Here is a 19,592-nt window from a genome sequence, read left to right on the forward strand (position 1 = left end):
GTGAGGCCCGCGCTATGCCCGGCCGAATCTGGGCTTCCGCTTCTCCTTGAACGACATAGTCGCTTCCTTGTGGTCGGCAGTCTCGAACGTCACCTGCTCCAGCGCCATCGACGCCTCCAGCAGCATGTTGACGCGCTCCTTGACGATCTGGTTGATCGACAGCTTGGTCCAGCGAATGGCCCAGGTCGGACCGTTCGCGAGCTCGACCGCGATCGCGCGGGCCTTGGCCAACACCTCCGCGCGCGGCGCGACATGATTGACCAGCCCGATCCGCTCCGCCTCATTTCCTTTCAGGAGCGTGCCGCGGATCAGGAATTCCTTGGCCTTGTTGATGCCAACCAGCAGCGGCCAGATCACTGTGCCGCCGTCGCCGGCGACGAGGCCGACACGCGAGACGTGGGTGTCGCCGATCCGCGCGTCTTCCGCCATCACCGTGATGTCGCAAAGCAGCGCATGGGTCGCCGCAAGGCCGATGGCATCGCCATTGATCGCCGCGATGATGGGCTTGTCGAGCTCGAGCTGGCGGGTGACTCCGCGGCGGCTGATCATGGGATCGTGTACCTCGCCCTCTTCGAGCACGTCGCCGCCGGGCCGCTCGGACATCGCCTTGACGTCGCCACCGACGCTGAAGAAGTCGCCCGCCCCGGTCAGCACCACGGCATTAACGGCGTGATCGTCGGCGAGGTCGTCCCAGATCGTGCGCAACTCGCGGATCAACTTCTGATTGATGGCATTGCGCGCCTGCGGGCGGTTCAAGGTCACGGTCGCGACCTTGTCCGCGACCTCGACCGTCAGGCATTCATATTTGGCGTAATTGGACACGTTTGCCTCCATTGTTTCGCTGTTTGAGTTGTTGATTATTGGCAACGCAGGCGCGCGCTAGCGGCGCATCCCGGGCTGCACATCCGCCAATGCGACGTGAAGCGACATGAAGTCGGAGGCCAAGCGGTCTTAGGAAGACAAATATGTCTGGCAACTCCTTGGCTCACAGAACGACATGGCTACGATCCGACTTTCACTGAGCGCCGCCAGGAATTGCCGCCGCTTCTCGGCCAGCCGTGCCATCGCGACCCCGCTGGAAGCGACCTTGGCGTAGACGAAGCGCATGTGGATCTCGGTGACCGAGTCCACGATCATCGCAATCACCTTGTTGCCGGTCGAGGCCGCCAGCAACTTGTAGAACTCGCGCGAACATTCGACCCGGTCGAGCAGCCGCCCCTCCTTCGTCGCAAGCTCCGTCCGCTCGATATTGGCTTCCAATGCATCGAGATCGGCCCGGCGGGCATTGGCACAAGCCAGCTGCACCACGAGGTCGAGGACGTGGACCCGCGCCTCCGACAATTCCCGCACCGAAATCGTCCCGAGGCTCAGCATGTCGCGCATGACCTCATTCATGCGGCGGGTGTCGCCTTGCTGGATGAAAGCCCCGCCCTTGACGCCCTTCTGCAGCCGCAGCACGCCGGCCATTTCGAGGCTGCGCAATGCTTCCCGCAGCACATTCCGACTGACGCCGAGCTGCTGAGCCAGTTCGCGCTCGGCCGGCAGCTTGTCGCCGGGCTTCAGCACGCCGAGCGCCAGTTGCTCGCGAATCCGCTCGCAGATCTCCTCGAACGTCCGCCTGGTGTGAATTGGCCTGAATGTCGGCGCGGCCGGGGAGCCGGCCGCACGATGATCGGTGGCCCGCTCCCGGCGGCTCGGCGAGGCGGCAAGGGAGCGCTGCGGCGCGCGAGGGCTTGACTTGGTGCTCATGCGGTGGATTATTAAATGGATCACCCATTCAATGGAAGCCCTTTTTTGGCTTCCGGCAAAGAAAACGAAACGGGAGTTCGCATGAGTTTTTCCGAGGAGCAGGTCGCGTTCCGCGACAACGTGCGCAGAATGGTCGCCAGGCACGTGGCGCCGATCGCCGCCGAGATCGACGAAACCGACCGCTTCCCGCTCGAACTGGTCAAGCTGTTCGGCGAGATGGGACTGATGCAGCTCTGGGTGCCGGAGCGCTATGGCGGCCCGAATGGCAACCTGACCATGGCCTGCATCGCGCGCGAGGAGATCTCGAAGGTCTCCCCTGCCTGTGCGTCGATCGCCGCGCTCAACACCATGTTCATCATGCCGCTGCTGCATTTCGGCTCTGAGGAGCAGCGCAAGAAGTATCTGCCGATCATCGCCGAGGGTGGCGTGGTCACGGCAATCGCGATCTCGGAGCCGCAGGCCGGCTCCGACGTCGCCGCGCTCAACACCCGCGCCCGCAAGGACGGCGATAGTTATGTCCTGAACGGCCGCAAGCAGTGGTGCAGCTATGGTGTCGCCGCCGACTACATCGTGGTCATGGCGCGAACCAGTGACGGCGCCGGTGCGGACGGCATCAGCGCCTTCATCGTCGAGCCGAAGAGAATGCCGGGCATCACGTTCGGCCGCCACGAGCGCAAGATGGGCTTTCGCGGCGCGCCCAACACGCCGATCTTCTTCGACAATGTCCGCGTTCCCGCGGAAAACCTTGTCGGTGAGGAAGGCAAGGGCTTTCGCGCGTCGATGCGCGCGCTCGACCTCAACCGGCCGACCATCGGCGCGCAATCCGTCGGCCTCGCACAAGGCGCACTGGATGCCTGCGTCGCCTACGCCAAGGAGCGCAAGCAGTTCAAGAAGCCGATCGCCGAGTTCCAGGGCGTGCAGTTCATGCTCGCCGACATGGCCATGCAGATCGAGGCGGCCCGCGCGCTGGTCTACGAATGTGCCCGCGCCGGCGATGCCGGCGACTGGAAGCGGCTCAACGTGCTTGCCAGCATGGCCAAATGCGTCGGTAGCGACATGGTGATGAAGGTGACGACCGACGCGGTCCAGATCTTCGGCGGCTACGGTTACACGATGGACTATCCGGTCGAACGCATGATGCGCGATGCCAAGCTGACCCAGATTTTTGAAGGCACCAACCAGATCCAGCGCGTGGTGATCGCCCGCGAGCTGCTGCGCTAGTGCAGATCGATTTCAAGAAGAAGCAATTGCAGGGAGGAACGAACTTGAACCACATCATCAACCGGGCGCTGATAGCCGGCGCGGTGTCAGCACTTCTGGCGGTACCTGCCTATGCACAGAAAGCCTACGGTCCCGGTGCCAGCGATACCGAGATCAAGCTCGGCCAATCGACGCCGCTGAGTGGCCCCGCATCCGCGTTCGGCGCGGGCGCCGGGCGGGCGGTGGTCGGCTACTTCGAGATGCTGAATGCCAAAGGCGGCATCAACGGCCGCAAGATCAACTTCACGCAGCTCGACAATGCCTACAGCGCGCCGAAGGCGGTCGAACAATCGCGCAAGCTGATCGAGGACGTCGGCATATTGGCCGAGGTCGGCACGATCGGCACCGCGCCCAACGTCGCGATCCAGAAATATCTGAACGCCAAGCAGGTGCCGCAGCTGTTCATCACCGCCGGCGGACGCCGCTTCAACGATCCCAAGGCCTTTCCCTGGACGATCCCGCTCTATCCCGACTTCGAAACCGAAGGCCGCGTCGTCGCCAAGTACATCCTGACGGCAAAGCCGGACGCCAGGATCGGCGTCCTCTATCAGAATGACGACTATGGCAAGGACTACCTGAAGGGCCTCCGCGCCGGCCTCGGTCCGAAGGCCGAGCTGATCGTCGCTCAGGCCTCCTACGAGCTCGCCGATCCGACGATCGACTCGCAGATCGTCCAGCTGAAAGCCGCCGGCGTCGACACCCTGATCGAACAGTCCTCGTCGAAGGCGGCGGCGCAATCGATCCGCAAGGTTTACGAGCTCGGCTGGAAGCCGCTGCACGTGATCGGCGGCTCGACCGCATCGGTCGAAACCATCCTGAAGCCCGCGGGCCTCGAAGCATCGAAGGGACTGGTCACAACGCAATTCCTCAAGCAACCGGGCGACCCAGCCTGGGCCAATGATGAGGAGGTCAAGGCCTACAAGGAGTTCCTGAAGGCGTACGCACCTTCAGCCAACCCGGACGACTATTCTGTGCTCGTTGCCTATATGAACGTGCACGCCGTGGAGTTAGCGTTGCGCAAATGCGGCGACGACCTGACCCGCGAGAACCTCATGAAGCAGGCCACTTCGCTGAATGGCGAACGATTGCCGATGATGCTCCCAGGCGTCGCGATCAGCACCCGGCCCGGAGACTACACACCCTTCAGAGCTCTGCGGATTGCGACATTTGACGGAGAAAGCTGGTCCTTGACCGGCGCTCCTCTATCGGCCGACTAGACCAGACTGCGGGCGAGAGCCACCAAGGCTCTCGCTACGTCCGGACAACAGGCGGGCTCGGGTTGGACTGCTCGAACAAGCAGCTGCATCCATCACTGGAAAACACTGGTTGTGGTTAAGCCCGAGTTGTTTCAGGTATGGACAACCTTACTAAGAAAGATCAGTTCGAGCGTTCGAAGATCAACATCCATGCGCGTGACCAAATGAAATGCTGGGCTCACGCGCTCGGTGTCTCGCAGGAGGAGCTTCGTAAGGTCATCGAAAAAGCCGGGAATTCGGCCGCAGCCGTTCGCAAGGAGCTGGACGCGAACCATGACGAGAGAACAGGAAGTCAGCGCTGAGTGCGCGCGGGAAGCACGAAGACAGGCTACTCTACTTCCGCCCGGTCCAATCAGAGACGCGCTGCTAGAAAAGGCTCGCCAGTACGAGCTGGCGTCACGGATTGATTTGCATCGCAATGCCAAAGAATCGACCACGAGATCGCGCTGTGGACGGCCGCTCTGCAAACAATCATCGCGGAAGGCCTCACTGCTGACCGTGCCGTGAAATCAACCGCCGCGAAGCCGCGGTACGGCTCAAAGTCAGCTTTCTCGGTCTAACCTTCGCCGCCGCGCTGCGGGGCCCCCAAGCCAAGATAGCGTCCAGGTCGTCAAACCCGAGCCCTTACACGAGTGGACGAAGCTGCAGCGGTTCCAAAGGCCAGTGCACCCGCCGCAAGTCTGAGACCCGGGCCCCATCCGACGCCAACCGCCATCGCGCCTCCGCAGGTGCAACGGTTGCGGCAGACATCGCGCCGACCGTCAGTGCAATATTGAGCGACAATGCAACTTCCACAAACCGGTTCCTAACCCGGGCTGGCTGAGAACGTAAAAACCAGGCACCGCCACTCCTCTGAAACAAATGCTTTGCCGCGCGGTGCCACCAGTGCGACCACCGGTCCGCAGACGACGCTCCCATTCTCCGCGACAGTAAGGCCGGCTCGGGCTGGCGGGCAGGCTCAAAGAAACGGTCCCAGCGGGAAACCAGGCTGGAGCCAGTTTAGACTTCGGTTTGTCGTCCGCCCGCGAGGCGTGGCCTGCATCGCGGCTCAGACTGCCCTGAAGCTTCATGGAACAGGACAGACATCGAATTCGCGAAAATCTCGCGCGGCCTTCTTCATCGGCGGAAATACGAGCGAGTCGTGGTCGAGACTTGAGCCGGGGCCGCTAGCAAGGGTCCCCGCATGCTTCATGCTCGGCTGTTGTGTTCGTTCCACCACCGAGCTATCGCGCGGGTTTGTTCGTCCCATACTTTGGTGGGAAGGTCCGGGACGGCTATGCGGACGTTGAAGGCCCCGGTCGTCGTGTCGTGAAACCATTCCGTGGCAGCGAAGTCGAACCCGAAGCTTCCGGCATGACGGATCGGAAAGCCGGCCAGGCCAAGATCCCTGCCCATCTCCGACGCCGCTTGCCTAGCCTCTTCTTCGTCCAAGGGACTCCTGCATTTGAGCAACACGTAAAGGCCATGCGCGAAATTCGTTTGCCTCACCAGATCGCCAAGCGCCTGGCGGAAGAAGTGAGCAGTGCGGCGGCTGTTGCGGATGATCGCAGCCACTCTCCTTGTGGTCAGCGACCGATATTCGGGGCTGCCGACATAAGGTGGGAAGTGGGCCGGTAGCGCTGCGCCGCCGAGCAGTCTGACTGCATTTCTCATCCCATCGGGCAGGTTTCGCAGAGGCGACCGACCCCAGAGATCGGCCTCAGCGGAGCGGACGAAGGTCGTAGAGCCCAATCGTCCATACTCGACGCCCAGCGAATCCAACTTTGTATGGCTTCGTATCATAGCCACGGGCACTCCGGATCTGCGGCCCTTCCGTAACGTCCGCGCGATCTTGCCGGAGCCACCGGCGAGGCAACTGCTATCAAAGATGCAGAGGTCGAATTGCGCCCAGGGTGACCGCAGACAGGCTTCGAAATCCTTTGCCGATGCGCAGGAATCCAGAAGAAGGATGCGGTGCGACGCGCCTGAAGTGGGGGCGCCCAGGACTTCTACGGCCGTGATGCTCTTCAGGTGCCTAGCGTACGCTTCGATGAACTCCAGGGTCTCTCCGTACGTCCCTGGCAGCGAGACGATATCCGCGCGATCGAACAAGTGCGACGACGCCAAAAGCAGGGCAGATATGGAGGCCATGCCAGAAGACGTGTAGACGGTCTCGCACTTGATGTCATCGCCGAGATCATAAAACGACGGGCCAGCCACGTCGAGATCGGCGCGCTGATAGTCGTACCGGAAGTCGAACGGGCTATCAGAAGATTTCTTGCGATGCGACCAAGCGGTTTCGGTCGTGGTCCAATCTTTTAGATCGTGCTGAGCTCTGATGGCCGCCGTCAGCTTGAACTTGAGTGCGATCGCTTCATTGATCGATTTCGGAGTTGCCGGCGCAAAGGACTCGTCAAGACAAGCGTCCAGCAACTGAAGCTCCTCATGCTTTCGACGCAGATAGGCATTCATGGTCTCCATGAACCTTCAACGTCGGGCCATCGACCTTGGCTCCTATTGCGCGGGAAACCGCCAGCTGAGGCTTCGTGACCGACCGGACAGCGAGCGCCTAGTCTTATTCCTGCTGGTGCTGATGCCGGTGGCGGGCGCGGATCCGGTGCGTTGCAGCAACGGCTCTGGCAAGGGCCTTCAAGGCGGCACTAGTCGTCCAAGGTCACCGGAACTTTTCCATCTTCCGAGAATTCTGCTGTTTTTAGCTGGACCGTCAGCTTTGGAGAGAGGAGCCATGAAGCGACGACGCCGGGTTAGACAGATTTTCCCTCTTGAAGAACGCCTTAACAGAGAAGCCCAGGAGCTACGCCAACGGGCCAGGAAACTTCCCCCAAGTCGGGCCTGGCGGCCACGGCCAACCGAACCAAAGCCGTCTTTCAGCCGATAGAATTCCATAAAACATTGCCCTTCCCGCCAGGTCGATGAAGCGTCTCGATGCCATTTTCGGGACGAGCCTGCTCTGATCGCCGGAGGCTTTCGCTGGCGACCTTCGATCTTCCCGGCCAGCCAAAACGCCAGGTTGATACCTGCCGACACCCGGCTGCGGCAATGACCTTCTCCCTGATCGCATGACGTACGCGCCGACGCGACGGGCTGGCTCGTGGCGGCTGGAGAGCGAGCGCCGCGGAGCGAACGATTGAAGTCGAACAGTTGGTGACGACGCCCGGCGTCGCAATGCCGCTTCGAACTGCTTCTCCCGGCAAGAAGGCAACGATAGGAACGTTCAACGAACTTGATGATTTGCAGCCAAAGCTATTTGTATTGGAGGACGACCATGGCTTTAGACGACAATGAATCCGACGCTCTGATTGGAAGCGACAAGGTTGAAGGCACGGCAGTTTATGGAGCCGACGGCAACAAGGTCGGCACCATCGAACGTCTCATGATCGACAAAACAAGCGGCAAGGTGTCGTATGCCGTTCTCAGCTTCGGCGGTTTCCTCGGCATCGGGGACGATCACTATCCCCTCCCGTGGCAGTCGCTGAAGTACGACACCAATCTCGGCGGCTACGTCACCGGCATAACCGAAAGCCGATTGCAGGGCGCGCCAAAGTATCGCGATGAGGCCAGCTGGAATTGGAATGATCCGGCGGCCGGCCGGTCGGTGAACGACTACTACGGCGTCCCGATCTGATTGCCCTGGCGCGCGTTCGGCTGCCCTTCCACAAGCAGACACGCGGAGCGCGCGCGCCAGTTCGAGCGGTGGCTGCGCACAAAAGTGATTCCAGGCTCTAGGCTGATTTTGAACGACAGGCGACCAATGACGAAGGGACAGCCCGACTGTGGCCCCGCGGCTGACTAGCTCACTCCGACCCGCGTTTCAGACGAATGACGAACCGATGGTCGGTCCAAACTCGATGAACTCGTGGGCATTCAGATATCCCTTAGCCCGCTCTGTCGCCTCGTCATCACCATGGCTAGTGAACTCATAGGTGGCCCGAGAAACGCCCGCGGCATCGACTGCGAAAGCTACATAAAGTCTGAGCCCTTCAACCATTTTCGTTCAATCGATCGATAGAGCATTCCAGCCCACTTAATACGCGCCTGTTAACTGATCGAATATGCCCCGGGTTCGCCGGGGGCTAGAGCCGGGCACGTTCATTCGCCAACCGCTCTGCCGCGAGCGACGTATTGCTAACGACGCTTCGAAGGTACCGTTCCTAACGACTTCTTCATCGCCGATCCGAGCCGACGCTCAATTCGGTTGCGGCTGATGCCGATCTTGTTGACGGCCCCCTTCACCGACGCAGCCGACTTCAGGGTTTTCTTCGCCTCGTAACAATCCTGCCCGCCGGCGACGTGTGCGCCGTCCTGTTTGCGACCGCGCGCGATCTGCTTCTTCGCTTCTTTGCCATTCAGACCTTCCAATCGGGCGCGGGTCGCGTGAGCGGTCGAGATTTTTCTCGCCCGATACCAAGGATCGTCACATGGCTGCTCGTAGGCGCGGCCTGCATCGGCCTTGTCTTCTGGCGCGCGGAATCGGCAATGGTTCGTTACCTTGACGATCGGCACGTTCAAGGCAAGCCTTCTCGCGGCCATCTTCATGAAGTTGCGCCATCGCATCGGTCTCACGCTCGTCTTCGCCGGCGCCGGACTGTTCCGGCAAGGAATCCTACTAAGGCTAGGGGGAATTCTTGACGCCGACGTGAGACTTAGTTCGTCCTAGCGTCGAGCGCCGTGCGTTCACTCCTCGCTTCGGCCTCACCGACCGGCGTCGCCTTGCCGCAGTGGTTGCGCATTTAGGGTCGCGACGGCCGCCACCTGCGCGTCATTCAATTGCCAGCGAACGCAGGACACGGCCGGGCCGGTGGGCTCCTTGTAGGTCGCCACGCTCTGTGCGCCTGGAGGATCACACGTGACACTGTCGTCGGATCGCCCGTGCTGACTGAGAAGATCCGGCAATGGTAGTTGCAGGCGCTGTACAAGAACATTCACCGATTTGAAAAAATTTGGAAGAGCTGATTTCGCACGACCATCCCATCTGCAAAGTATTCCTGTTCGGGATCGCTGCTCATGTTCTGGAACGAAAGTATTGCGATCGACGGTTTGTCAGGAAGCGGTAGCGATACGTTTCGGTTGAGGGTTTCGCAATCGCTAGTGCAGGTGACGATGCGATGTTGACGCCATCGCTGAATATGTCACCCCATCGATGATGACGTCGCCGATATTGATGCCTATCCGGAAGGTAATTCCACGATGGCTACCCTTGTTGCGCACTTCCATCTCATCTTGAATGGCCATTGCGCAGGTGATGTCATCTACCGCAAACTCCACGAGCATTCCGTCGCTCGTGGTTTTGACGGTCCGTCCGTTATGGCGTGCGATGGCTGGGTCGACAACCTGGCCCCGAACCGTCTTGAGGCCTTCGAGGATCCCTAGTTCGTCAACGCTCATGAGGCGGTTATAGCCAGCGACGTCAGCCGCCAGCACTGCAGCCAATTGTCGTTCGACACGCTTGCTCGTCACACGAAGACCCCCGCTCGATCTTGCCAATCTGTGCCAGTCCAATCATGGTATAATCGAAGCTACCGCATACGGCCATGCCGGGTTGCATCAGCCGGCTGCGACCCGCCGGCGGCAGCGGCCGCATGTTGCCGGTTTTTCCCGACATCAGGAACGAACCGGTTCCTGCCACGTTCACGGTCCGAGGCAAAACACGGAGTGGCTGAGATGGGCGCTGGCGATCAGGTCGCATGCATGTCGGTGGTGGCATTGTTCTCGCTTGCACTGATCGTGACATCGAGCCTGTTCGTGCAATCGAGGGCGGCAAAGTATCCGGCGATGCTTGCCGCGCAGCAGGTGCGCGCTCCGTTCTAGCGCTGGCAATCCGCCTCAGCTCGCTCGGACCCGGCAACCATTGTGCGGTGTGAGACAGCGCAGCCGGCTGATTGCTTGATCAAAATCCCTTCCACGTCAAAGGCGCGGTCGGCGCGCTCTCCTGCTCGCCGCACCCGGCACAATAATTAGCTCCGGCGCAGCCGGGGAACCGCGCCGGAGCCTTTGGGGAAGTTGATTGTGCTCGTTTAAGCAGGTCATCAACTGCCGCCGAGGCAAACCGTTCCCAACCATTTGCATATTTTTCCCGACAAAAAGGACGGCGGCAAACCGGATGTTGGCGCAGCGGCAATGGTTCCCACCTGAGAGTCTGACTCAAAATAAGTCTTTGAAAACCAAGGGACGCGGTGCCGGGCTCTTAGGAGGTAATAGATTCCTCCCGATCGGAATCCTCTACGAATTAAGCGCTTTCGCAACAGCGATCCGAGGTTTCTGTTCCGATGATGCCCGCCGCAAGATGTTGAAATGACTCGATTTCATTTTCGGTCAGGCTCTGAGGAGATATGAGATGAGACGGCTCGGCAAGACGGCCGCAGCGCCATCCTTGGCGCCGGCTTCCTGGCCGCGTCCGCGATCAGCGCATCGGCGGCGATCGCGTGCGCTGGGCGGGTGTGCAGGCACACCCATGAGACCTATGCTTATCCGCGTGAATCCCGCGTCGTGGTTCACGGCAATTGGCGCTGGGGTCGCGCGAGCGGTTCACGAGCACGAAGGACGCGGCTATTGGCGCGGCCGCAACTGGGTGACCTGGTGAGCGTACCGACGACATGATGAGGCCGCCCGCGGGCGGCTTCATGTTTCAGCGCATGCGATCGGCGAGGAACGTTTGCCATTTTCTCCCGTTGATCGGCGCCGGTGCCGATATGCGGTCCGGGATTGCGGTGAAGGTTGTTGATGCCTCTGGTCCGGTATTTTCTGTTTACAGGCGCGACGCTGCTCGGTCTGCTGTTTCTCACCGACTGGTATTATTCAGCCCCGGCGCCAGTCACCGTCGCTCGCAACGACATCGATCGCACAATCATCCGCATTCGCTCGCAGCACAAATGGCCGGAGGCGATACGCATGGACACGAGCACCCCGCTCCCTGCCGCCGCGCCTGCCCTCCCAGCTTCGGCGGCTGTCGCCGCGCCGCTCCCCGCTGCGCCGCCCGCGACGGTTGCGCAGGTTGATGCGTCGCGGGCAGCTCCGCGGGCGCGCCCCGAGCGCAGCGCGCGACACGCAAAGCCAACCCGGCAGGCGCAGCGCGAGAGACGCCAGCAACTTGCACAGCGCGGTCAGCGCTTCGCGAGCTATCGCGAGCCGGAATGGCAGGGCTGGTCGTTCCCGAACTGGTGAGCCGTGAAGCTCTTGCTTGAAGATTGCCGCTACCGGTGGGTTCGTCGCTTCGATTTGGCCTGATGAATGCCGCCTGGTGTACGGCAATGAAGAATTGTCGCGTCACTGCACGCGATCAGTTCAATTTATGCAAGGATCAGCCAAGTTCCATTTCGACGGCGATCCGTACCAGGTCTGAGTGGTTCTTCGCGCCGAGCTTCTGCTTGAGCAGCGACGTGGCATTGGCGACAGTCTTGTAGGAGATGCCTAGCGCTGATGCGACTTCGACGATCTTGTCGCCGCGGCCGAGCAACCGCAAGATCTCCAGCTCCCGCGCCGACATCTGCGAGGCGGGGCTGGCCTTGATCGCGGCGCCGGCGAACGCGATCGCCTCCGCGAGATGCGGCGAAATGAACCGCTCGCCTGCCGCGACCTTGCGCACCGCCTTGACGAACAGGCGCGGATCGTCGCTCTTGGAGAGATAGCCTTGCGCCCCCATCTCCACCGCTCGCACCACGAAAGCGGGACCGTCGTTCATGCTGAACATGATAATCCGGGCGACCGGGTCGTCTTTCCGGATCCTGCGCAGCAGCTCGAAACCGGAGACATCGGGAAGCTTGATGTCGATCACGGTCACGTCCGGCCGCTTCTGGGTAAAGGCGCGCAGGCCGGCCTTGGCATCGGCGGCCTCCTCGATCTTCACCGTCTTGTCGGAAGCAAACAGGGACCGGCAGCCCGACACCACCACCGGGTGATCGTCGACGATCAATACTCTCATGGACGATTTGGACGTATCGTGCATCATTCTCTCCCCTGCCTTTGATAGAACTTCGCGCGGAAATTGAAAGAGAAGAATCGCTGAACGGAGCCCGACGTGGCAAGACTCTGGAACAGATTCTGGAACCACCTCTCACTTCGTGCCCGGCTGTTGCTGCCGATGGCTGCGATGGTGGTCGGCGCCTTGCTGCTCGGCGGCCTCGCCCTGCAGATCGTCTCCCCCGAGCAGTTCGAGAATGAAAACGCCCAGGCCGCGCGCTCCGCCGAGCGGGTGGCCAATGCGCTGAATGCCGCGCTCGCAGTTGCCGGCAACCCGCCGCAAACCCTCGACGCATTCGCAGACAAGCTCGGGAGGTCCGAGACCATCGCATTCGTGCCGCCTGGAACGCGGCCGCAGCGCAGCGCGGCGGACCGCCACCACGGCAACATTCCCGCGTGGTTCACTGCCCTGCTCAAGGTTCCCGAGCTCGGCTCCACGCATCCGATCAGGATCGGGGTGACGCATGTCGGGGACATCGTCTTTAGTCCCGATCTGTCGCCGGACATCGAGGAGAAATGGGCGGGCTTCGTTGCGATCGTCTCGTCGAGCTCGGCGCTGATGCTGCTCGCCGCGCTGAGCGCCTATTTCACGACCGGCGCGGCGCTTCGGCCGCTGGCTCAGCTCGGCGCCGGACTGACCCGGATGCGAAACGGCGATTACGATGCCGCCATTCCGCTGGCCGGCCCTCCGGAGATCCGCAAGAGCTGTGCGGAAGCCAATCAGCTTGCAGTAACGCTGAGGCGGCTTAGCCAAGACAATCGGAACCTGCTGCGCAAGATCGTCGCCGTGCAGGACGAGGAGCGCCGCGAGCTCGCCCGGGAGCTACATGACGAGATGGGCCCGCTTCTGTTCGCGATCCGCGCCAACGCTACCGCGCTGTCGGATCCCGAGGCGGAGGGCCCGCCCGAGCCGGGTTCGCCGGCGCATGGCATCCTCAGCGCAGCCGAAGCCTTGCAACAGGCTAACAGGCGCGTCCTGGAGGGACTGAGCCCGCTTTATGTTGCGGATCTTGGACTAGCCGCAAGCGTACAGACGTTGCTGCGAAACGCCCGATCCCAAGCGCCCGGCCTCCGCGTGACATCCCGGCTCGACGATCGGCTGGATGAGCTCGATGCCCTGCTCTCGCAAACCGCGTACCGCGTTATCCAGGAGGGAGTGACTAATGCGCTCCGGCACGCTCACGCGACCACGATGGGCGTCGCGGCGACCGTCAACGGCGATCAAATCCAGCTCGAGATTTCGGACGACGGCACTGGCCTGCCGCCGGACCTGACCTTCGGGAGAGGCCTGATCGGCATGCACGAACGGGTGCGCGCGCTCGACGGAACGCTGCAGCTGGTCCGCGAGCAAGGCCAGACCATCGTGCGTTGCCGGATTCCACTCCAGAACCATGTTGCGCGATGAGGACGCGTCATCACCGCGAAGACGGGGCGCACCGCATATGCGAAATCTTGCCAAGGGCATCGAATACAAACATGATCCGAACCCGCTTGCCTTCATAGCTCAGATAATCCAGCACCACCCCGTCGTCCTGCGGCGTGATCTCCTCGAGCCCGAAGGCGTCCGCGGCCACCGTAGACAGCTTCGGCCGCCAATAATCCGCCAGCGCGGAACGGCCGCTGATCCGACTGCCCTCGCAGGCACACTCGAGCCGAGCTTGATCGGCATAAAGGTCGAGCAGCGCCTCGAGGTCGTGGCTCCGGCAGCAGTCGAGCCAATCCACCACAGCAGCCATTTCGTCAAAATGATTGGTCAAATCGAACCTCGCCAGCATCAATTGCCTGCTAGGCTTCACGAGCAGCAAAACCGCGTCGGCTGATTGAAGCATGAATGCCGCGCTGGGCTAGTTTCGTCCAGCGCGTTTCAGCATAGAGTATGAAGGCAAGCAATGGCAGACCGACCATCAGGTGGCCAGACATACCAGTGGCGTGGCCCGGTCGACCCGTCGCCCTCGATTGACCAGGCTATCAATGCCGGCTATCCGTGGCTCGAGATAAATGCTTGCGATGCAAGACACCGCGCGCGGTCGACCTGGCCGCACTGCGCCACGTTCCGACCACCAGGGTGCACCATCTCGCCGGTCGCCTGCGCTACGTGAAGTGAGCACGGCTGGCAAGCGCCTGGCCGCGGAGCCGCTGCAGCTGTGGCAGCGCTGCCCGATCGGAGACGAGCCGTGACCGAGCTCACACGCCGGGCGCGACAAGGAAGCCGTCCGGGAGAAATGGGACGTCTTTCATGGCGACGTCCGCGTCGGGGCGATCGGACTGCGCACCGGCGTGCCGAACCACGCTGACCAATGGGAATGGAAATGCGGCTTCTATCAAGGCTGCGATCGGTCGACCGGCGGCCCCGGCCTCGACGTTCGACGACGTGCGCGCGGGGTTCGAAGCAGCATGGGGCGAGTTGCTGCCGACCTTGGCCGAGGCGGACTTCCTGGCGCGATCATCGCGACTGGATCGCGCGCAAGCAGGCATGTGGGACCGCGGCAAAAAGCTCCCTTCTCAACAGCCGTCGTCGCTGATGCGCTGTCCCTGCGGCGCGACGTTTGATAGCCACCGTCCGGCCGAAAGCCAGATTCACACCCCTCACATCTATGCTGCGCAAATCGACGATGAAGATGAGGGAAGACCGGCGCTGGGCGGCCCCGGAGAAAGGCTGCCCGCCGGATCATGGAGCACGCCCGCGCCTTTGAACCGATCCAGGACGGCCGGATCTACATTGAGAAGATCAACTATCCGATGATCTACCAGGACAAGGCGATGCCGGCCGAATACTGGGTCGGCTCGCAGTACGCCAAGGATCAGGGCTGGCTCGAGTATCACGAGAGCGGGACGTTCGTGAGGATGCTGCAGCCGGGCAAAGACCTGTTCGCCTGACACAGCGCGATCGGCAGAGACCACGCCGGGTGCGCAAAAGCGTGGGCGCGGCGCCGTTCCGACAGCCAGCGCTACCCCTTCAGAGGTATTAAACTTTCTAAGTCTTTGTGCAGACTTACCTTAGCCAGGATTTTGCAGATCCTCCTGGGGCTAGACGGCGCCGTCCGCATGCATTTTAAGCGGGCGGCGTTCGTACATTCTGAGCCGGCGTAAAGCAGCAAGAAGCCCCGACGGGGGCTAGCGGCGTCAGGGCTTCTTCCCGGATGCGATCCTCCACGGACCACATCTTCAGCGCGCGACTGGCTGGGAGCGTCGTCGAGTCTATCGGGAAACCTCAGCAATTTAGACCGCTCTCCCGGATTACCTCGACTTGACACGTGTCTAAATTCGATAATGTCTCAGTTTGAATTTTTGTCCCGCTTTGTCACGTTTACAGACGATTGCTCCATCTGCTCGGCCGTAAGACGGTACCTTTCGGCGATCTTGAGCAGGGTGTCACGGCGGCTTGCGGTGTGTGCCACCATCGCTAGCTGCTCGGCCTCATCGGCCTTGTCGCGAAACCGCTTTGCGCTCTCGTTAAAGCGCCAGGGCACACTTTCGCTGCCGCCGAGCAGATAGTTCAAAGCCATGCGAGCGTGGAGAGAGGCTTGGGGATGGCAGCCGAGTTTCGCAAGCTCCTCTAATGCCCAAGTCAGGTACTGCTCGGCAACGCGAGTATCTGGTTTGGAACTCACGGCTCTACCCTCTGCTCAAAGCGAACCGGCCCAGAATTAAAAACCTACCCTAAATTATCATCTGCCTATGTTCACAAGTAAACTAACCCGCCCGCCATGCGTTATGAAGCATCACCGGCCAAGGCTTTGCCCGTGGGCGCCGGTGGCTGAGAGACAAAGAGTGCTCCCGCCTGCATTGAGGAGGGAGCGCGGCTATGGCCGATCAGTGCGACATTGCCGAATGCCAAGCGTGGCTTCAAAAGCTCGCTGATGAGGCGCGCAGCACAGTTCGGCATTCTATCAAGATTCTGGCCGAGAACACGCCGCCCGACACCTTCATCGGCCGCAAGACGCATGAGCCTTTTCCGCAAGAGCAAAACAGGTATGGCGAAGAAACGGACCGTGGGACCCAACTCAATACGCCAGCTAAGCGGGCGCGAGCCAGGTTGCGTCGGTTGAGTGGTAAACTGAGGCAGATCAAACTGGAGATGGTGAAGTCCGACAGCAGCCCCGCTCCTCAGAACGTCGATACGAAGGACTAAGGGCGCCCTAAAGAAACGGCCCCAGCGAGTGGGTTTCTCGCTGAGGCCAAGGCGGTTGGATCAATCATGAGATGACAGGCCCAGATCGACGGAGGCCGACGCTTACGATGAGCGCTACGAACGATACCGCCGCCAACGCCATGAAGCTGCGCTCGACGCCGTCGTGGTGACTGAGCCTGAACACTGCGCCAGTGTGCGCCCGAATATTCACTTCCATATTTACTTAGGCATGTCAGAAGTGGTGTCGTAATCGACGCAGAGAACGGCCCCAGCGAGGGGACTGGCTGGGGCCGCGTCGGCGGCCCTGGCGAGGTGCCAGCCGGGCCGCCGCTCGACATGTGCCCCGAGTCTTCGGGGGCAAGAGCCGGAGCACCTTCATTGCCACTTCCGCTCTACCGAGGAGCGGCACGTTGCTAACGACGCTTCGAAGGCGTCGTTCCCAACACCTTCTTCGTCGCCGACCCCGAAGCCTAGGAACGTTACTATGTTCAGCCGCATATAACGGTATGAGTGCCGACGATTACGCGGAGATGGCGGAGCACTATAGGCGGGCCAAGGAGGCGACCAAGGACGATTTCACGCGGCGCTTTCTGGAGCAGATGGAGCGGAGCTTCCGCGTCCTGGCCGCAAGCGAGGCTGTGCTGGAAGGCTCCAGAAGGACGCGGGACGAGCTGGAGAGGAGCCCCAGCAAGGGACCGTCAGACGAGTAAGCCGTAACACTACCGATATACTGCGGCCCCGTTTGAGCGCTTCATTCTCCATTGCCCACCTGAAATATATCGGCATTCGCCCGGCGCGTCAGCGCCGGGCTTTTGCGTTGCGGGCCAGCTTGGCCATTCGCAGATGCGAAATAGGCCGCTCAAACGAAAGGCCCGGCCGCGAGGGCCGGACCGTTTAGGACGACCGCTCAGCGTTCGTACACCGCAGGCCGGCCGCACAGCGCGTGCGGTGGTTCAAGACGTTCGCGATGAAAGTTTCTCAAATCTGTGATGGGGACTACTATGAACCGGTTGAAATGAAGATCGAACAGCACAACGCCGTCCAACTGAGGCGGCCTTATCTCAATATGAGCATGGCAAGGCTTGCGACGAGTATGCAGGTGCTCAGTGCTACCGCCGTAAGCGAATGAGCTTTTAGCTGGTCAAGTTTACGTTCCATAGTCCTGCCCATCTGCCCCGTTGCAGTGGGAGCTTAAGTTACAAAGTGAACACTTGTTCCTATGAGCGACTCCAGCAACTGGGGGAAAAAGTGCAATCTGTGCCAACGGCACAATTACGTTTCGGTAGGTCGGATGGGCCCGGCCAAAAATCTGTAGGTCGGCACCCAAGCTGAGTTCCAGATTTCGAGCGTCGCCCGCACAACGAGCATTCAAAGCTGCTGATCTCCCGGGCCGGGACGCTAGACACTCTCGCATTTCGGTTCCTAGCCTGCATAGCGGGCATAAGTGCCGGCCCGGCGAAGAGGCGTTGACGCAAATGCTATAATTGGCGGTGTCGATTGATTCGAGGCCACCATGAAGACCAACGCGCAACGTCGCCTGCCGCTGCAGGCCTCCCGTCCGGCTTATCGCAGTCTCGAAGGCTGGGCGCTCGGCATGCTGATCGAGCACCACGCCGTGAAGGAGTGCGAGCACCACGGTCATGCCCTCGATCGCAGCGATCCCGATGCGCGGAACCGGGCTCGCGAGGCGGCATGGAGCCAGCCCTTTTCGGGCGCCACGCCGGAAGAGTGCCGGGCCGCAATCGACGAAGTCCTGCGCGGCATCGGAGATAGCTGTCCGGACTGCTAGGCTCTAGGCTTTAGAATGGGCGCTTGTGCGGATCTTCCGTGCGTTGTCTTCGCGCTGTGTCTTGATCCAACCGCGCTCGCTCGCTTCGCCGAAGGCGGCCAGCTTTCATGACGCCGTAGACCAAAACCGCCCCGAGCACAAAGGCGCCGATGAACCAGAGCCACACCATTAGATAGGATGTCTCGCCAAGCATGGTCGCTTCCCTTGGGTTGGTTCCCCGGCAAGCGATCGATGCAACAGGAGGTTCCTATCGGCTGAGGCGCCTAATGTCGCGCTTGGCCACTCCACTTCGCTGACAGTCTTCCTATATTGATACCATTCAGTGTAGGTGGAGTTTGAGTATGGCCCCGCGCGCCAATTGGAAGGGCTTTTTGCGGTTGTCCCTGGTGACGTGCCCCATCGCACTGTTCCCGGCGACCTCTGAATCCGATAAGATCAGCTTCAATCAGATCAACAAGAAGACCGGCCATCGGATCAAATATCTGAAGGTCGACGCCGACACCGGCGAAGAGGTTGACTCCGACGACATCATCAAGGGCTACAAGGTCGATACCGACCGATACCTCGAGGTAACCAAGGAGGAGCTCGAGAACATCGCGCTGGAATCGACCCGCACCATCGAGATCGACGAGTTCGTGCCCAGAAGCGAGATCGACGATCTGTATCTCGTGCGGCCCTACTACATCGTCCCCGATGGCAAGGTCGGCCATGACGCCTACGCCGTCATCCGCGAAACCATCAGATCGTTCGACAAGGTCGCCCTCGCCCGCGTGGTTCTGACCAACCGCGAGCACGTCATTTCGCTTGAGGCGCGCGACAACGGACTGATGGGCATGCTGCTACGCTATCCCTATGAGGTGCGCGATTCAGCCGAATATTTCGAGGACATCCAGGACGTGAAGATCACGAAGGATATGCTGGATCTAGCCAAGCATATCGTCGAGCAGAAATCGGACCACTTCGAGCCCGATAAGTTTGAAGACCGCTATGAGCAGGCGTTGCAGGAGCTGCTCGACCAGAAGCGCAAAGGCCAACCGATCGCAGCGACACGAAAGCCCGCGCCGAGCAATGTGTTCAATCTGATGGACGCCTTGAAGCAGAGCATCCAGAGCGGCGGCAAGGCGGCGCCCGCGAAAACGACGAAGGCGAAAAAGGCGCCGGCCAAGCCGCGCCGCAAAGCGGGCTAGTGGACCTCGAGGGCCTGGTTTCGAAGCATCTGTTGGTGGTGGCCAGCCTGATAGCTAGGGCGTGTACTCATAGATCCGTTCCCCGCGTGTGCGGGGATCGCGGGGGTCCAAAGCAGGCGTCGAACGACGCTAAAGTGAGTGTCCGCTAAGGGCCTTGGCCGTGTAAAAACGGCCTTGCAGGGCAGGCAATCTTGAAGCCAAAACTGGGCCAGCGTCAGGCCGCGATCGCGGCGATCAGCGGCCTGATCCCGAGGATATTCATT

20 protein-coding genes and 1 pseudogene are annotated in these 19,592 nt (G+C 61.1%); 13 read left to right on the forward strand and 8 right to left on the reverse strand.

The genetic code is table 11. The annotated features are described in order from the left end of the window. Positions 1 to 12: 12 nt before the first annotated feature. Both QJT82_RS30800 and QJT82_RS30805 read right to left on the reverse strand, forming a co-directional pair. Complete coding sequence (locus tag QJT82_RS30800; RefSeq protein WP_245288821.1) at positions 13 to 822, reverse strand: enoyl-CoA hydratase-related protein; 810 nt, start codon at positions 820 to 822, stop codon at positions 13 to 15. 129 nt (positions 823 to 951) lie between these two features. Next, complete coding sequence (locus QJT82_RS30805) at positions 952 to 1,749, reverse strand: GntR family transcriptional regulator (RefSeq protein WP_281446666.1); 798 nt, start codon at positions 1,747 to 1,749, stop codon at positions 952 to 954. Positions 1,750 to 1,830: 81 nt separating this feature from the next. On the opposite strand from QJT82_RS30805, the gene QJT82_RS30810 reads away from it, so the two are divergent. The 3 genes from QJT82_RS30810 (at position 1,831) to QJT82_RS30820 (ending at position 4,567) form a co-directional block, all read left to right on the forward strand. After that, the gene (locus QJT82_RS30810; protein ID WP_028342823.1) at positions 1,831 to 2,970 is read left to right on the forward strand and encodes an acyl-CoA dehydrogenase family protein; all 1,140 of its coding nucleotides are present in this window, start codon (positions 1,831 to 1,833) and stop codon (positions 2,968 to 2,970) included. Positions 2,971 to 3,023: 53 nt separating this feature from the next. Then, positions 3,024 to 4,226, forward strand: a complete 1,203-nt coding sequence (locus tag QJT82_RS30815; protein WP_085964933.1) for an ABC transporter substrate-binding protein — start codon at positions 3,024 to 3,026, stop codon at positions 4,224 to 4,226. 137 nt (positions 4,227 to 4,363) lie between these two features. Further along, positions 4,364 to 4,567, forward strand: coding sequence for a DUF3606 domain-containing protein (locus tag QJT82_RS30820; RefSeq protein ID WP_028342824.1), 204 nt, complete (start codon positions 4,364 to 4,366; stop codon positions 4,565 to 4,567). A gap of 886 nt (positions 4,568 to 5,453) precedes the next feature. Here the strand turns inward: QJT82_RS30820 and QJT82_RS30825 are convergent. Beyond that, positions 5,454 to 6,716 carry a hypothetical protein gene (locus QJT82_RS30825; protein ID WP_307724549.1) on the reverse strand — a complete coding sequence of 421 codons (1,263 nt, stop codon included), beginning with the start codon at positions 6,714 to 6,716 and terminating at the stop codon, positions 5,454 to 5,456. Between the two features lie 814 nt (positions 6,717 to 7,530). On the opposite strand from QJT82_RS30825, the gene QJT82_RS30830 reads away from it, so the two are divergent. Then, on the forward strand, positions 7,531 to 7,890 hold the full coding sequence (locus QJT82_RS30830; protein ID WP_016843840.1) for a PRC-barrel domain-containing protein: 360 nt from the start codon (positions 7,531 to 7,533) through the stop codon (positions 7,888 to 7,890). Positions 7,891 to 8,390: 500 nt separating this feature from the next. On the opposite strand, the gene QJT82_RS30835 is transcribed toward QJT82_RS30830, so the two are convergent. Next, positions 8,391 to 8,615, reverse strand: coding sequence for a hypothetical protein (locus tag QJT82_RS30835; RefSeq protein WP_051448025.1), 225 nt, complete (start codon positions 8,613 to 8,615; stop codon positions 8,391 to 8,393). A 735-nt stretch (positions 8,616 to 9,350) separates the two neighbouring features. After that, positions 9,351 to 9,722: an adenylate/guanylate cyclase domain-containing protein gene (locus QJT82_RS30840; RefSeq protein ID WP_155258661.1), complete on the reverse strand. Its 372-nt coding sequence runs from the start codon at positions 9,720 to 9,722 to the stop codon at positions 9,351 to 9,353. Between the two features lie 204 nt (positions 9,723 to 9,926). Between QJT82_RS30840 and QJT82_RS30845 the strand changes: the two genes are divergently transcribed. Next, entirely contained in the window at positions 9,927 to 10,073 is a 147-nt protein-coding gene (locus tag QJT82_RS30845; protein ID WP_016843837.1) for a hypothetical protein, read from the forward strand. A 912-nt stretch (positions 10,074 to 10,985) separates the two neighbouring features. Then, entirely contained in the window at positions 10,986 to 11,426 is a 441-nt protein-coding gene (locus tag QJT82_RS30850; RefSeq protein ID WP_051448023.1) for a hypothetical protein, read from the forward strand. Between the two features lie 136 nt (positions 11,427 to 11,562). On the opposite strand, the gene QJT82_RS30855 is transcribed toward QJT82_RS30850, so the two are convergent. Beyond that, complete coding sequence (locus QJT82_RS30855; RefSeq protein ID WP_028342826.1) at positions 11,563 to 12,207, reverse strand: response regulator transcription factor; 645 nt, start codon at positions 12,205 to 12,207, stop codon at positions 11,563 to 11,565. 72 nt (positions 12,208 to 12,279) lie between these two features. Between QJT82_RS30855 and QJT82_RS30860 the strand changes: the two genes are divergently transcribed. Then, positions 12,280 to 13,626 (forward strand): ATP-binding protein, encoded by a 1,347-nt coding sequence (locus QJT82_RS30860; protein WP_028342827.1) that lies wholly within the window; start codon positions 12,280 to 12,282, stop codon positions 13,624 to 13,626. 10 nt (positions 13,627 to 13,636) lie between these two features. Here QJT82_RS30860 and QJT82_RS30865 read toward each other — a convergent pair whose 3' ends face one another. Next, positions 13,637 to 13,996, reverse strand: coding sequence for a nuclear transport factor 2 family protein (locus QJT82_RS30865; RefSeq protein ID WP_016843833.1), 360 nt, complete (start codon positions 13,994 to 13,996; stop codon positions 13,637 to 13,639). Between the two features lie 159 nt (positions 13,997 to 14,155). Here QJT82_RS30865 and QJT82_RS45635 point away from each other — a divergent pair. Together QJT82_RS45635 and QJT82_RS30870 are read left to right on the forward strand one after the other, a co-directional pair. Further along, positions 14,156 to 14,399, forward strand: a pseudogene (locus tag QJT82_RS45635) (hypothetical protein); the annotation flags it as partial. 492 nt (positions 14,400 to 14,891) lie between these two features. Continuing rightward, positions 14,892 to 15,098 (forward strand): hypothetical protein, encoded by a 207-nt coding sequence (locus tag QJT82_RS30870; RefSeq protein ID WP_063607105.1) that lies wholly within the window; start codon positions 14,892 to 14,894, stop codon positions 15,096 to 15,098. Between the two features lie 398 nt (positions 15,099 to 15,496). Here the strand turns inward: QJT82_RS30870 and QJT82_RS30875 are convergent, their stop codons facing one another. Beyond that, entirely contained in the window at positions 15,497 to 15,832 is a 336-nt protein-coding gene (locus tag QJT82_RS30875; RefSeq protein ID WP_155258662.1) for a hypothetical protein, read from the reverse strand. A 194-nt stretch (positions 15,833 to 16,026) separates the two neighbouring features. Between QJT82_RS30875 and QJT82_RS30880 the strand changes: the two genes are divergently transcribed. The 4 genes from QJT82_RS30880 (at position 16,027) to QJT82_RS30895 (ending at position 19,329) form a co-directional block, all read left to right on the forward strand. Beyond that, positions 16,027 to 16,353: a hypothetical protein gene (locus QJT82_RS30880; RefSeq protein WP_028342829.1), complete on the forward strand. Its 327-nt coding sequence runs from the start codon at positions 16,027 to 16,029 to the stop codon at positions 16,351 to 16,353. Positions 16,354 to 16,859: 506 nt separating this feature from the next. Beyond that, positions 16,860 to 17,063 carry a hypothetical protein gene (locus tag QJT82_RS30885; RefSeq protein WP_028342830.1) on the forward strand — a complete coding sequence of 68 codons (204 nt, stop codon included), beginning with the start codon at positions 16,860 to 16,862 and terminating at the stop codon, positions 17,061 to 17,063. Positions 17,064 to 17,866: 803 nt separating this feature from the next. Then, positions 17,867 to 18,142, forward strand: coding sequence for a hypothetical protein (locus tag QJT82_RS30890; protein ID WP_018271013.1), 276 nt, complete (start codon positions 17,867 to 17,869; stop codon positions 18,140 to 18,142). A 341-nt stretch (positions 18,143 to 18,483) separates the two neighbouring features. Then, positions 18,484 to 19,329 (forward strand): Ku protein, encoded by an 846-nt coding sequence (locus QJT82_RS30895; protein WP_035632354.1) that lies wholly within the window; start codon positions 18,484 to 18,486, stop codon positions 19,327 to 19,329. The last annotated feature ends 263 nt before the right edge of the window (positions 19,330 to 19,592 follow it).

Origin of the sequence: Bradyrhizobium sp. Mp19 (assembly GCF_029952935.1) — a bacterium.
GTDB classification, from domain to species: domain Bacteria; phylum Pseudomonadota; class Alphaproteobacteria; order Rhizobiales; family Xanthobacteraceae; genus Bradyrhizobium; species Bradyrhizobium elkanii.

Excerpts from the sequence above, each read along its gene's own strand:
- QJT82_RS30895 (WP_035632354.1), top strand. The coding sequence starts at position 18,484 with ATGGCCCCGCGCGCCAATTGGAAGGGCTTTTTGCGGTTGTCCCTGGTG.
- QJT82_RS30845 (WP_016843837.1), top strand. The coding sequence starts at position 9,927 with ATGGGCGCTGGCGATCAGGTCGCATGCATGTCGGTGGTGGCATTGTTC.
- QJT82_RS30820 (WP_028342824.1), top strand. The coding sequence starts at position 4,364 with ATGGACAACCTTACTAAGAAAGATCAGTTCGAGCGTTCGAAGATCAAC.
- QJT82_RS30805 (WP_281446666.1), bottom strand. The coding sequence starts at position 1,749 with ATGAGCACCAAGTCAAGCCCTCGCGCGCCGCAGCGCTCCCTTGCCGCC.
- QJT82_RS30885 (WP_028342830.1), top strand. The coding sequence starts at position 16,860 with ATGAGTGCCGACGATTACGCGGAGATGGCGGAGCACTATAGGCGGGCC.
- QJT82_RS30880 (WP_028342829.1), top strand. The coding sequence starts at position 16,027 with ATGGCCGATCAGTGCGACATTGCCGAATGCCAAGCGTGGCTTCAAAAG.
- QJT82_RS30890 (WP_018271013.1), top strand. The coding sequence starts at position 17,867 with ATGAAGACCAACGCGCAACGTCGCCTGCCGCTGCAGGCCTCCCGTCCG.
- QJT82_RS30830 (WP_016843840.1), top strand. The coding sequence starts at position 7,531 with ATGGCTTTAGACGACAATGAATCCGACGCTCTGATTGGAAGCGACAAG.
- QJT82_RS30870 (WP_063607105.1), top strand. The coding sequence starts at position 14,892 with ATGGAGCACGCCCGCGCCTTTGAACCGATCCAGGACGGCCGGATCTAC.
- QJT82_RS30865 (WP_016843833.1), bottom strand. The coding sequence starts at position 13,996 with ATGCTGGCGAGGTTCGATTTGACCAATCATTTTGACGAAATGGCTGCT.
- QJT82_RS30850 (WP_051448023.1), top strand. The coding sequence starts at position 10,986 with ATGCCTCTGGTCCGGTATTTTCTGTTTACAGGCGCGACGCTGCTCGGT.
- QJT82_RS30855 (WP_028342826.1), bottom strand. The coding sequence starts at position 12,207 with ATGCACGATACGTCCAAATCGTCCATGAGAGTATTGATCGTCGACGAT.
- QJT82_RS30810 (WP_028342823.1), top strand. The coding sequence starts at position 1,831 with ATGAGTTTTTCCGAGGAGCAGGTCGCGTTCCGCGACAACGTGCGCAGA.
- QJT82_RS30825 (WP_307724549.1), bottom strand. The coding sequence starts at position 6,716 with ATGAATGCCTATCTGCGTCGAAAGCATGAGGAGCTTCAGTTGCTGGAC.